The sequence below is a fragment of the Pseudomonas sp. 14A genome (assembly GCF_018132745.1).
GTDB classification, from domain to species: domain Bacteria; phylum Pseudomonadota; class Gammaproteobacteria; order Pseudomonadales; family Pseudomonadaceae; genus Aquipseudomonas; species Aquipseudomonas mercuritolerans.
Window position 1 is genome coordinate 235,863 of the sequence record NZ_JAGRQJ010000017.1, and the last position, 12,550, is coordinate 248,412.

A 12,550-nucleotide genomic window follows, 5' to 3' on the forward strand; every position below is an offset into this window, starting at 1 on the left:
GACGGCCCGCTCATTTGCCCATACCCCCCCTATCTGCTAGTGTCGCGCCGGTTTAACGTCTACCGGAAATTGCCGCCATGGCCCGCAAAAAAGCTGCACTGGATTTCGAACAATCCCTCGCCGACCTGCAAACACTGGTCGAGCGTCTGGAGAACGGTGAGTTGTCGCTGGAAGACTCGCTGACCGCTTTCGAGCAGGGCATCGGCCTGACCCGTGACTGCCAGGCGGCGCTGGCCCAGGCCGAGCAGAAAGTGCAGGTGCTGCTGGAGCGCGATGGCGAGCTCGCCGAGGAACCCTTCGACGCGGATGAGCCAGAATGATCGCGGCGTATTCGGCGAGCAGTCAGGCCCGGGTCAACGCGGCGCTGGAGACGCTGTTCAATGCGCCGCTGCCGGAACTGGCGCGGCTCTACGAAGCAATGCGCTACAGCGTGATGAACGGCGGCAAACGCGTGCGCCCGTTGCTGGCTTACGCCGCGTGCGAGGCCCTCGGTGGCCAGGCCGAACAGGCCAGCGGCGCGGCGTGTGCGGTCGAACTGATCCACGCCTACTCGCTGGTGCATGACGATTTGCCGGCCATGGACGACGACGATCTGCGTCGCGGCCAGCCGACCACTCACAAGAAATTCGACGAAGCCTGCGCGATCCTCGCCGGTGACGGTTTGCAGAGCCTGGCCTTCAGCGCCCTGCTCGACCCGCGCCTGAGCGATTGCAGCAGCGACATCCGTCTGCAGATGGTCACGGCGCTGGCCCATGCAGCCGGTCCGGCGGGCATGGTCGGTGGTCAGGCCATCGATCTGGGTTCGGTCGGCCTCAAGCTCGATCAACAAGCCCTCGAACAGATGCACCGGCACAAGACCGGTGCGCTGATTGAAGTCAGCGTCAGGCTCGGCGCCCTGGCCAGCGGCCGCGCTCAGCCGGATCAGCTTCAGGCGTTGCAGACTTATGCACAGGCCATTGGTCTGGCCTTTCAGGTGCAGGACGACATCCTCGACGTGGAAAGCGATACCGCCACCCTCGGCAAACGCCAGGGCGCCGACATTGCCCGCGACAAGCCGACCTACCCGGCCCTGCTCGGCCTCGACGCGGCCAAGGCCTACGCTCTGGAACTGCGCGATCAGGCCCTGCAGGCGCTGCGACCGTTTGACGCGGCAGCCGAGCCGTTGCGCGAGCTGGCGCGGTATATCGTCGAGCGACGCAACTGACGGCGTATCGGCCAAAAAAGACCAACGCGTGGGCAGGGGGCGATGCATCAGGTAAACTGCCGCATCTTTTATACCTATAACGATTCGCCTGATGCCCACGACGTTTCATGAGATTCCCCGCAAGCGCCCGACCACGCCCCTGCTCGACCGCGCGAACACGCCGGACGGCCTGCGCCGGTTAGGCGAAGCCGAGCTGGAAACCCTGGCCGATGAGTTGCGCCTGGAATTGCTCTACACGGTCGGCCAGACCGGTGGGCATTTCGGTGCCGGCCTGGGCGTGATCGAGCTGACCATCGCGCTGCATTACGTCTTCGACACCCCGGACGACCGTCTGCTGTGGGACGTCGGGCATCAGGCGTATCCGCACAAGATCCTCACCGGTCGCCGCGAGCGCATGGCCAGCCTGCGTCAGAAGGACGGCATTGCCGCGTTCCCGCGCCGCTCCGAGAGCGAGTACGACACCTTTGGCGTCGGCCACTCCAGCACCTCGATCAGCGCTGCGCTGGGCATGGCCATTGCCGCCCGTCTGCAGGACAGCGATCGCAAGGCTATCGCCGTGATCGGCGACGGCGCGCTGACCGCCGGCATGGCTTTCGAGGCGCTCAACCATGCGCCGGAAGTCAACGCCAACATGCTGGTGATCCTCAACGACAACGATATGTCGATCTCGCGCAACGTCGGCGGGTTGTCGAATTATCTGGCGAAGATCCTGTCCAGCCGCACCTACGCGAGCATGCGCGAGGGCAGCAAGAAAGTTCTATCGCGCCTGCCCGGCGCCTGGGAAATCGCCCGTCGCACCGAAGAATATGCCAAGGGCATGCTGGTCCCCGGCACCCTCTTCGAAGAGCTGGGCTGGAACTACATCGGCCCGATCGACGGCCATGACTTGCCGACATTGATCGCGACGCTGCGCAACATGCGCGATCTCAAAGGCCCGCAATTCCTGCACATCGTCACCAAGAAAGGCAAAGGCTTCGCCCCGGCGGAAGTCGACCCGATCGGTTACCACGCCATCACCAAACTCGAACCACTGGACGCCCCGGCCGCCGCGCCAAAAGCCGCCAGCGGGCCGAAGTATTCGGCGGTATTCGGTGAATGGCTGTGCGATATGGCGGCGGCTGACGCGCGTCTGGTCGGGATCACCCCAGCGATGAAGGAAGGCTCGGATCTGGTGGCGTTCAGCGAGCGCTTCCCCGAGCGTTATTTCGACGTGGCGATTGCCGAGCAGCACGCGGTCACGTTCGCCGCCGGCATGGCCTGCGAAGGTGCGAAACCGGTGGTGGCGATCTACTCGACATTCCTGCAACGCGGTTACGACCAATTGGTGCACGATGTCGCGGTGCAGAACCTCGACGTGCTGTTCGCCATCGACCGTGCCGGTCTGGTCGGCGAAGACGGCCCGACCCATGCTGGCAGCTACGACCTGTCGTACCTGCGCTGCATCCCGGGCATGGTCATCATGACCCCGAGCGATGAAAACGAATTGCGCAAGATGCTCACCACCGGCCACCTCTACAACGGCCCGGCGGCAGTGCGTTACCCGCGTGGCAGCGGCCCGAATGCAGTCATCGAAAAAGATCTCGAAGCGATCGAAATCGGCAAGGGCATCGTCCGTCGTCAGGGCAGCAAGGTCGCCATGCTGGTGTTCGGCGTGCAACTGAGCGAAGCCTTGAAAGTCGCCGAGAAACTCGACGCCACCGTGGTCGACATGCGTTTCGTCAAACCACTGGATGAAGCATTGGTGCGCGAGATCGCCGGCAACCACGAGTTGCTGGTGACCATCGAAGAGAACGCGATCATGGGCGGCGCCGGCGGCGCGGTCAGCGAATTCCTCGCCCGCGAAAACATCCTCAAGTCGATGCTGCATCTGGGCTTGCCGGACATTTACGTCGAGCATGCGAAACCGGCGCAGATGCTTGCCGAGTGCGGGCTGGATGAGGCCGGGATCGAAGCGTCGATTCGCCAGCGGCTGGCATTGCTCGACCAATAAACGCAATACCCTTGTGGGAGCGAGCCTGCTCGCGAAAGCGGACTGTCAGTCAAAGACGAACTGACTGATACACCGCCTTCGCGAGCAGGCTCGCTCCCACATTTGATTTGTGTACACCTGAAACTCCCGTTGGACTGTCCATGAACCTCTCCCGCCTCGCCCTGCCCTTCCTCCTGCTGCCAACCGCCAGCGCCCTTGCCGATACATTCGAACGCGATCAGGCGCTGAAGCTGCCGGACACGCTGATCAGCGCCAATCGTCAGGTCGAGGCGCGCAACGACAGCAGCGCCGCCAACACCGTGTTCACCCGCGAAGACATCGATCGCCTGCAACCAAGCGACGTGCCCGATCTGCTGCGGCGCGTGCCCGGCGTGCAAGTGGCGCAGACTGGCGGGCGCGGCAGTCTGCCGGGGATCTACATTCGCGGCACGCAATCGGCGCAGAGCCTGGTGCTGGTCGATGGCCAGCGCATCGGTAACTCGACTTCCGGCGACAGCAACCTGCAACATCTGAACATCGAGCAGATCGAGCGCGTCGAAGTGCTGCGCGGTTCACGCTCGGTGATTTACGGCAGCGACGCGATTGGCGGGGTGATCCAGATCTTCACTCGACGCGGCACCGAGCAAGGCTTGCAGCCACGCCTGCATCTGGGCTTCGGCAGTCAGCAGACCTGGGAACGCAGCCTCGGCTTATCCGGCGGCGACGAGAAAACCCGCTTCAACCTCGGCGCCAGCCTCGACGAAACGGCCGGGATCGACCGCACCCACGAGTCGTATCCAAGCGACAGCGACCATGACGCCTACCGCAACAAATCCCTGAGCCTGAGCCTCAGCCACGCGCTGACCGATGACGTCGAAGTCGGCGCCAATCTGCTGGATAACCGTGGCAGGAGCGAATTCGACAACCCGTTCGGCCGCTTCGACATGGACACTTTCGAGTCGGTGCAACAGCAGCCATACAGTGATTTCAATGTCAGCAGCATCAGCAGTTATGTCGATGCGCGGGTCAACGAAACCTGGAAAACCCGCGTCGAATTCGGCCACAGCGAAAACCGCGAAAAAACCTTCGACAAGCTCAGCGACGAGCGCACGGTGTTCAACACCTATCGCGACTCGGTGAACTGGCAGAACGACCTGACGCTGGACGCGCGCAACAGCCTGATCCTCGGCGGCGACTGGTACGAAGACCGGGTCAACAGCAGCACCGCGTTTGACGAGGACAGCCGCTGGAATCGCGCAGCGTTCATCCAGCATCGCTATCAGGCCGACAGTTTCTCCACCGAGATCGGCCTGCGTCATGACGACAACCAGCAGTTCGGCAGCCAGAACACCTGGAGCGGCACTTTCACCCTGCCGCTGAACCCGGACAACGACGTGCTGCTGAGCTACAGCGAAGGGTTCCGTGCGCCGACCTTCAACGACCTGTACTACCCAAGCTATAGCAACTCGGATCTGAAACCGGAAACCTCGAAAAGCTACGAACTGCAATGGCGCAGCCAGTTGAGCGACAGCGCGCGGCTGGAAGCCTCGATTTACCGTACCGACCTGGAAGACGCGATCATCTTCGGCAGCAACTCCCGCCCGCAGAACGTTGCGTCAGCGCGGATCAACGGTTTTGAAGCAGCGTTGAAGCAGGAGCTGTTTGGCTGGCAGAGCAATCTTGGCGTGGCGATCATTGACCCACGTGATCGCGATACCGGGCATACGCTGGCGCGACGGGCGCGGCGCACGGCCAGTTGGGATGTGGATCGGCAGTTTGATCGCTTGGGACTCGGCGCCAGTTGGCAGTTGGTCAGCGGCAGTTACGATGATTTGAACAACACCCAGTCGCTGGGCGGCTACGGCACGCTCGGGCTGCGCAGCAGTTGGGCGGTGAACCGTGAGATCAAGCTGGATCTGAAGGTGGATAACCTGCTGGACAAGGGTTACAGCCGGGCGAACTACAGCTATGACGGCGCGCAGTATGGCTATCGTGAGGAAGGTCGGGCGTGGATGTTTGGGGTGACCTGGACTCCTGAACTCTGAACTGAGATTTGTGTTGGTTGGCAGGCCTCTTCGCGAGCAGGCTCGCTCCCACAGTAGACTGAGTGCGGCCACACAGTTTGTTTTCAACGCAAATCCAGTGTGGGAGCGAGCCTGCTCGCGAATACAGGCGATGCGGTCTACCGATCCGGCGCGATCAATTGGCAGAGTTTGGCGGTCGCACTGATCATCTGACCACTGGGCCTTTCCAGACCTTTGTCACTGACCAATAGCAGTCTCCCCTGCCTGACCGCCGCTACCTGCGGCCAAGCCTTCCACGCCCCTAGCTGGGCCTGATCACCGGCGAAAATCACCTCTGGATCTCGCTGTAGCACTGCCTCGATACTCACCTGCGGTGCCGGCAGATTCAGCTCGGCGAAGACATTGCGCGCGCCGCACACCTCAAGCGCATCGCTGATGATCTGCCCGCCCCCCACGGTGTAAAGCGGCTTGTCCCAGACTTGATAAAACACCCGCAGCGGCACATCACGACGATAACGCTGACGAAGGTCATCCAGTTGTTTACGCAATTCGGCCGCTCGTTGCGCCCCGCGTTCAGGACGCCCGAGCTGTTCGGCAATGGCTTCGATCTGCGCGGCGAGTTGCGCCAATGTGTGCGGATCGGCGACAAACGTGGGAATGTTCAGGCGCTTGAGCTGATCACGCTGCCCGGCGCCGACGCTGCCGGGCCAGAGCAGCAGCAAATCCGGTTTCAGGCTGAGCAAGCGCTCCATGTCGAGCTGGCCGTAGCGGCCCACTGATGGAACATCGGCAATCGCCGCCGGCCGCTCGCCCGCATCCAGCACGCCGACCAGCAGGTCGGCGGAATCCAGCTCAACGACGATTTCAGACAGCGAGGGGGCGAGGCTGACCACCCGCAGTGCGGCCAGCGCCGGGCTGCTCAGGCCGAGCAGCAGAACCGCCAGCCACAGGCGACGCATCAGCCGAGTTGACGCGGAATACGGTAGAGGTAGAACAGCACGGCGGTGGACAGCGCCAGCAGCATCAATGGCACGGCTTCGAGGCCAACGAATACCGCCAGTGCGCCAATCCAGGCCGGCAAAGACGCCACCAGCAACGCCGCACGCCGACGCGCCGCGAGGGCAATCCAGGCAGCGGGTTCTTCGGCGCTATCGAGGGCTTTTTGCGTAGCGATCAGGGCGTGTTTGTAGCGGGCGAAATACTTCAGGCTGACAAACATCGAGGCGACGCCGGCGATGAACAAAGGCATCGCCAGCACTGGCAACAGGCCTTGGCCTTCACCGAACAGCGCGTTGAGCATGAACAGCGGCAACAGCGCCAACGCCAGGTATTGCCACCAGGCCACCGCCAACCGCCGCCGCACCTGGCCGCGGGTCACGCGCGGTCAACCTCGCCCTGATGCTCGTTGCCCATCATGTGATCGAGCTTGCTGGCCTTGGTCGCCAGGTAGAGTTTGTTGTGCGGATTGTGCCCGGTGTGCAGCGGCACGCGCTCGGCGACGACAATGCCCATGTCGGTCAGCGCTTTGACCTTGCGCGGATTGTTGGTCATCAGGCGCAGGGATTTCACGCCCAAATGCTCGAGCATTGGCAGGCACATGGCGTAGTCGCGCTGATCGGCAGCAAAGCCCAGACGCTCGTTGGCTTCCACGGTATCGGCGCCGCCGTCCTGCAATTCATAGGCGCGGATCTTGTTCAGCAGCCCGATGCCGCGACCTTCCTGACGCAGATACAGCAGCACGCCACGGCCTTCGCGGGCGATCGCCTGCAACGCCGCTTCCAGTTGCGAGCCGCAGTCGCAACGCTGGCTGAACAAGGCATCGCCGGTCAGGCATTCGGAGTGCAGACGCCCGAGTACCGGGGCGCCATCGGCAATTTCACCGAGGCTCAGCACGACGTGCTCACGCCCGGTGCTCTCATCGAGAAAGCCGTGCATGGTGAATTGCGCAAAAGGCGTTGGCAGCTTGGAAGCGGCGACGAAGACGACAGGCACCGATGTGCTCCTGATCTAGAAGACTGAAAATTCGCAGGCGGGCATTGTAACAGCAGGTTCCTACAGACGCTTAGGCTGAATTATCGGGTATAACGATCAAAAAGTTTGATGACACTCCCGCTCCCTGTAGGAGCTGTCGAGTGCAACGAGGCTGCGATCTTTTGATCTTGATCTACAAGCAGCAGATCAAAAGATCGCAGCCTCGTTGCACTCGTCAGCTCCTACAGGGATTTGTGTTGGGCTTCAGTTCGGGTTGAACGGATACGGCTGCTGCCACTTCTCGAAGATCGGCTTCAACTCCCCGCTCTTGACCAGTTCCGCCATGCGCCGGTCATACAGCGCCATAAGCGCGCGGGCCTGCGGGGTATCGGCGAAACCGAGAAAAAGCGGCAGTTCGGCCAGATGCGAATAACGGTACTGCGCCGGATCCGCCGCGTCGCGCACGACGGCTTCAATTTCGGTCAGCGCATCGATGTAGTAATCCGCCCGCCCCTGCTTGAGCATCAGCAGAATGCCGGTGCGCCGTTCGATCTGGTTGAAGCGCTTGATGTTCGGCAGATAGTTTTCGTAGCGGTAGCCGCGCACCCAGGCCAAGCGGTATTTGCCCAGCGTCGCCTGTGTCGGCGGCGGGCTGCTCGCCAAGCCCAGCGCGTAGATGTGATCGGAGTCGAATTTCCACTGCGGGTACAGCACGCGCTCGGCCTCGTCGCGGTAGGAGCCGACCAGCGCGTCGACTTCCTTCAACTGCACCAGCCCGATCGAACGGGTATACGGCACCGTGCGGATATCCAGCTTGACCCCGGCCGGCTCGAAGACTTTGCGCAACACGTCCCAGGCCAGGCCGTGGCCATCGGCGGCGGTGTAGTCTTGCCAGTCTTCGCTGGCCAGATGGATCACCGCAGGCACAGGCACGGCGGCCTGCGCATGGGCGAACGTGCCCAGCAGAGCCAGAAGCAGCAGCGCCAACCCGCGTCGCAGCATTGCGTGTTTCCTCACGTGCGTCTAATCAGGCGAATACCCAGACCAGCCCTTGCATCGCCAGCCAGGCGAACACACCGGCCAGCACGTCGTCGAGCATGATGCCGACGCCGCCATGCACATGCTTGTCGATCCAGCGGATCGGCCACGGCTTGAGAATATCGAAGAAGCGGAACACCAGAAAACCCGCGAGCAACCAGTACCAGCCTTCCGGCACCAGCCACAGGGTGATCCACATGCCGACCATTTCGTCCCAGACGATGCCTTCGTGGTCGTGCACGCGCAAATCGTCAGCGACTTTGCCGCACAGCCAGAAGCCGAACAGCATGGTGATGCCAAGCATCAGCCAGTAGCCCCAGTCGGGCAGCATCTGCCACAGCGGAATGAACGGCAGCGCCACCAGCGAGCCCCACGTGCCCGGCGCTTTTGGCAAGGTGCCGGAGCCGAAGCCGAACGCGAGGAAATGCCACGGATTGCGCCAGACCGAAGGAGGCACGAATTCGGCAGGAACCTGTTTCGGGTGATCTGTCACGGTGTCTCCTGAAAATGTTGGTAGCCGCGAATCTGCGGAGTGATGTCGCGCCCGTCGCGGTCCAGCAGCAGCACGCCCTGGCCCGGCAGCACGCGCCCGATCACATGGATCGGCCAGCCGTCGGCCAGCAGTGCCGGCAACTCGGCGGACGGCAAGGTGAAGGCCAGTACGTAGTCATCACCACCGCTCAATGCCGCGCGCTCGGCACCGCGCTGACCGAGAAACGCGACTAATGCATCCGACAACGGTACGCGCTCGCGTTCAATCTCAAGTCGCACCTTCGATGCCAGCGCGATATGCCCGCAATCGGCGAGCAGGCCGTCGGAGATATCCAGCGCCGCCGTAGCCTTGCCGCGCAGGGCCTGACCGAGGGCCAGTTGCGGCTGCGGCGACCAGTAATGCTCGAGCAGCGGCTGGGCGATATGCGCTTCGGCATCACGTTGGGCCAATACCAGCGGCAAGGCGCCGGCGGCATTGCCCAGTTCGCCGCCGACGCAGAGCAGATCACCGGCCTGCGCCCCGCTGCGGGTCAAGGCCTGGCCAGCGGGTACGCGGCCGAACACGGTGACCGTCAGGCTCAACGGCCCGCGCGTGGTATCGCCGCCGACCAGCGCGACGCCGCAGCTTTGCGCCATGCGGTTCAAACCCCGGGCATAGGCTTGCAGCCAATCGGCAGTTACCGTCGGCAAGGTCAGGGCAAGGGTGAAGGCAACGGGCGCGGCGCCCATGGCGGCCAGGTCACTGACCGCGACGGCCAGCGAGCGCTGGCCGAGCAGAAACGGATCGCAGGGGTCGGCGAAATGCACACCGGCCACCAGCGTATCGGTAGAAACCGCCAGCTGTTCCCCAGCGGGAACCGCCAGCAAGGCGCAGTCGTCGCCGATCCCCAAATCAACGCCTTCGCCGCCCTGCGCACAAGGCGCGGCGGCGAAGAAATTGCGGATCAGCTCAAACTCGCCCATGGCCGAGAAAAAGTATTCAAGCGCCGATCAGCGCTTGAACGCCTTCACTTCAGCTTCACGCAGGCGCGGGGCCAGCTTGTCGAGCACGCCGTTAACGAACTTGTGGCCGTCGGTCGAACCAAACACCTTGGCCAGCTCGATACCTTCGTTGATCACAACGCGGTAAGGCACGTCGACGCGCTTGAGCAGTTCCCAGGTCGACAGGCGCAGAACCGCCAGCTCAACCGGGTCCAGCTCTTCGATCGCCAGATCCAGGCAAGGCGTCAGGGCAGTGTCGATTTCGGTCTTGAACTGCGGAACCCCGTGAAGGATTTCGCGGAAGTAGGCACCGTCGACATCGGTGAAATCGTTATCAACGCGAAACTGCGCTTCGATCTCGTTCAGCGATTGCTTGGCCATGTGCCATTGGTACAGCGCCTGGGTCGCGAGCTGACGGGCTTCGCGACGCTTGACGCTTTTCGAGGGCTTGCCGGCATCCGCAGGTTTCGGATCGCGCGGGTTGAAACGATCGCTTTCGTCGCTAATCACTTGGCCTCCAACTGCGCCAGCAGGCTGACCATTTCCAGAGCGGACAGGGCAGCTTCGGCACCTTTGTTACCGGCCTTGGTGCCGGAACGTTCGATGGCTTGCTCGATGGAGTCGACGGTCAGCACGCCGAACGCAACCGGAACGCCGAATTCCATGGAGACCTGGGCCAGGCCTTTGGTGCACTCGCCAGCCACGTATTCGAAGTGCGGAGTACCGCCACGAATGACCGCGCCGAGGGCGATGATTGCTGCGAACTCGCCTTTCTGGGCGACTTTCTGCGCAACCAGCGGGATTTCGAAGGCGCCCGGGGCGCGGATGATGGTGATGTCGCTTTCGCTCACGCCGTGGCGAACCAGGGCATCAACGGCACCGCTGACCAGGCTTTCAACCACGAAGCTGTTGAAGCGGCCCACTACCAGAGCGTAGCGGCCTTTGGGGGCGATGAAGGTACCTTCGATGGTCTTCAGGGTCATTCGTCAGTTCTCTTAAAGAGCCGGGACGCGTCTGCTACGCGCCCCTCAGTGATTATTTGCCGCGAATCGGAGTCCGGAAACAGCCGGTCATTATTCGGAGGGCACGTATTCTACAACTTCCAGATCGAAACCGGATATCGCATTGAATTTCATTGGTGCCGACATCAAGCGCATTTTGCGCACGCCGAGGTCACGCAGGATCTGCGAACCGGCACCGACAATGCTGTAGGTGGTCGGTTTTTTCGGCGCTGCCTGCTCACCGGTTTCACGGATATGCGCCAGCAGCACGTCGCCATCGAGCGGGTGACCGAGCAGCAGCACCACACCGCTGCCGGCCTCGGCGACCGCAGCCATGGCGGCGCGCAGGCTCCAGCGGCCCGGTTGCTTGACCATCAGCAGATCGCGCAGCGGGTCCATGTTGTGCACGCGAACCAGCGTCGGTTCTTCAGCGCAGACAGTGCCCAGCGTCAGGGCCATGTGCACGTCGCCTTCCACCGAATCACGATAGGTCACCAGGTTGAATTGGCCCAGTTCGCTGTCCAGCGGCTGCTCGGCAATCCGCTGAACGGTACGTTCGTGGATCATTCGGTAGTGGATCAGGTCGGCGATGGTGCCGATCTTGATGTTGTGTTCGGCGGCAAAGGCTTCGAGTTCAGCGCGACGGGACATGGTGCCGTCGTCGTTCATCACTTCACAGATCACTCCGCTCGGCTCGAAACCGGCCATGCGCGCCAGGTCGCAAGCAGCTTCGGTGTGGCCGGCGCGAGCGAGGGTGCCGCCAGCCTGGGCCATCAGCGGGAAAATGTGGCCCGGGCTGACGATGTCTTCAGCCTTGGCGTCTTTGGCGGCAGCCGCTTGCACGGTGCGCGCGCGATCGGCGGCGGAGATGCCGGTGGTCACGCCTTCGGCAGCTTCGATCGATACGGTGAACTTGGTGCCGAAACCGGAACCGTTGCGCGGCGCCATCAGCGGCAGCTTCAACAGTTCGCAGCGCTCGCGGCTCATCGGCATGCAGATCAGGCCACGGGCGTGCTTGGCCATGAAGTTGATGTGTTCGGCTTGGCAGCATTCGGCGGCCATTATCAGATCGCCTTCATTCTCGCGGTCTTCGTCATCCATGAGGATGACCATCTTGCCTTGGCGGATGTCTTCAACCAGTTCTTCGATGCTATTGAGCGCCACAAGGCACCCCCTTCTTTTGAATTATTTGAGGTAGCCGTTTTGGGCCAGAAAGCTTTCGGTGATGGTGCTGCCGGCGGTCTTCTCGGCGGCCTTGTCGCCCAGCAGCAGACGCTCCAGATAACGCGCCAGCAGGTCGACTTCCAGATTCACCCGCCGGCCCGGCTTATATGAAGCCATGATGGTTTCGCTGAGGGTGTGCGGAATGATCGTCAGCATGAATTCGGCGCCATCGACTTCGTTCACGGTCAGGCTGGTGCCGTCGACGGTGATCGAGCCTTTGTGGGCGATGTACTTGGCCAGTTCTATCGGCGCGCGGATGCGAAATTCCACGGCGCGGGCATTGTCGCTGCGCGATACCACTTCACCGACGCCGTCGACGTGTCCGCTGACCAGATGCCCGCCGAGGCGCGTGGTCGGGGTCAGGGCTTTTTCCAGATTGACCGGGCTGCCGCTTTTCAAGTCATTCATGGCGGTGCAATCAAGGGTTTCGCGGCTGACGTCGGCGGCAAAGCCGTCGCCCGGCAACTCGACGGCGGTCAGGCAAACGCCGTTGACCGCGATGCTGTCGCCGAGTTTGACGTCACTCAGATCGAGCTTGCCGGTTGCGACGTGCACCCGCACATCACCGCCCTTTGGGGTCAGTGCGCGGATACTGCCGATGGATTCGATGATGCCGGTGAACATGGGGTTCTCCTTGAGAACGAGG

General features: G+C 62.5%; 14 protein-coding genes. 4 read left to right on the forward strand and 10 right to left on the reverse strand.

Annotated elements, in window-relative coordinates:
* Positions 1–77 precede the first annotated feature (77 nt).
* The 4 genes from PS14A_RS22110 (at position 78) to PS14A_RS22125 (ending at position 5,218) form a co-directional block, all read left to right on the forward strand.
* The gene (locus tag PS14A_RS22110; RefSeq protein WP_016772991.1) at positions 78–320 is read left to right on the forward strand and encodes an exodeoxyribonuclease VII small subunit; all 243 of its coding nucleotides are present in this window, start codon (positions 78–80) and stop codon (positions 318–320) included.
* Positions 317–1,204, forward strand: coding sequence for a (2E,6E)-farnesyl diphosphate synthase (gene ispA, locus PS14A_RS22115; protein ID WP_122705939.1), 888 nt, complete (start codon positions 317–319; stop codon positions 1,202–1,204). The genes PS14A_RS22110 and ispA overlap by 4 nt, the downstream gene beginning before the upstream one ends.
* Positions 1,205–1,295: 91 nt before the next feature.
* A complete protein-coding gene (dxs, locus tag PS14A_RS22120) occupies positions 1,296–3,194 on the forward strand; it encodes a 1-deoxy-D-xylulose-5-phosphate synthase (protein ID WP_130912730.1) in 1,899 nt (632 codons plus the stop codon).
* A gap of 140 nt (positions 3,195–3,334) precedes the next feature.
* Complete coding sequence (locus PS14A_RS22125; RefSeq protein ID WP_212617233.1) at positions 3,335–5,218, forward strand: TonB-dependent receptor; 1,884 nt, start codon at positions 3,335–3,337, stop codon at positions 5,216–5,218.
* 137 nt (positions 5,219–5,355) lie between these two features.
* On the opposite strand, the gene PS14A_RS22130 is transcribed toward PS14A_RS22125, so the two are convergent.
* From PS14A_RS22130 to PS14A_RS22175, 10 genes are all read right to left on the reverse strand, one after another.
* Complete coding sequence (locus PS14A_RS22130; protein ID WP_212617234.1) at positions 5,356–6,156, reverse strand: cobalamin-binding protein; 801 nt, start codon at positions 6,154–6,156, stop codon at positions 5,356–5,358.
* The gene (locus PS14A_RS22135) at positions 6,156–6,575 is read right to left on the reverse strand and encodes an MFS transporter (protein ID WP_212617235.1); all 420 of its coding nucleotides are present in this window, start codon (positions 6,573–6,575) and stop codon (positions 6,156–6,158) included. Before PS14A_RS22135 ends, PS14A_RS22130 begins: the two co-directional genes overlap by 1 nt.
* A complete protein-coding gene (gene ribA / locus PS14A_RS22140; RefSeq protein ID WP_024014485.1) occupies positions 6,572–7,189 on the reverse strand; it encodes a GTP cyclohydrolase II in 618 nt (205 codons plus the stop codon). The genes PS14A_RS22135 and ribA overlap by 4 nt, the downstream gene beginning before the upstream one ends.
* A 243-nt stretch (positions 7,190–7,432) precedes the next feature.
* Complete coding sequence (locus tag PS14A_RS22145) at positions 7,433–8,170, reverse strand: transporter substrate-binding domain-containing protein (protein ID WP_212617236.1); 738 nt, start codon at positions 8,168–8,170, stop codon at positions 7,433–7,435.
* 25 nt (positions 8,171–8,195) lie between these two features.
* Positions 8,196–8,699, reverse strand: coding sequence for a phosphatidylglycerophosphatase A (locus tag PS14A_RS22150; protein ID WP_039761886.1), 504 nt, complete (start codon positions 8,697–8,699; stop codon positions 8,196–8,198).
* A complete protein-coding gene (gene thiL / locus PS14A_RS22155; protein WP_212617237.1) occupies positions 8,696–9,661 on the reverse strand; it encodes a thiamine-phosphate kinase in 966 nt (321 codons plus the stop codon). The genes PS14A_RS22150 and thiL overlap by 4 nt, the downstream gene beginning before the upstream one ends.
* A 27-nt stretch (positions 9,662–9,688) precedes the next feature.
* The gene (gene nusB / locus PS14A_RS22160) at positions 9,689–10,189 is read right to left on the reverse strand and encodes a transcription antitermination factor NusB (protein ID WP_039761889.1); all 501 of its coding nucleotides are present in this window, start codon (positions 10,187–10,189) and stop codon (positions 9,689–9,691) included.
* Positions 10,186–10,662 carry a 6,7-dimethyl-8-ribityllumazine synthase gene (ribE, locus tag PS14A_RS22165; RefSeq protein WP_003228649.1) on the reverse strand — a complete coding sequence of 159 codons (477 nt, stop codon included), beginning with the start codon at positions 10,660–10,662 and terminating at the stop codon, positions 10,186–10,188. The genes nusB and ribE overlap by 4 nt, the downstream gene beginning before the upstream one ends.
* Positions 10,663–10,752: 90 nt before the next feature.
* Positions 10,753–11,844, reverse strand: a complete 1,092-nt coding sequence (gene ribBA / locus PS14A_RS22170; RefSeq protein WP_039761895.1) for a bifunctional 3,4-dihydroxy-2-butanone-4-phosphate synthase/GTP cyclohydrolase II — start codon at positions 11,842–11,844, stop codon at positions 10,753–10,755.
* A gap of 21 nt (positions 11,845–11,865) precedes the next feature.
* Positions 11,866–12,528, reverse strand: a complete 663-nt coding sequence (locus PS14A_RS22175) for a riboflavin synthase (protein WP_212617238.1) — start codon at positions 12,526–12,528, stop codon at positions 11,866–11,868.
* Between the last annotated feature and the right edge of the window lie 22 nt (positions 12,529–12,550).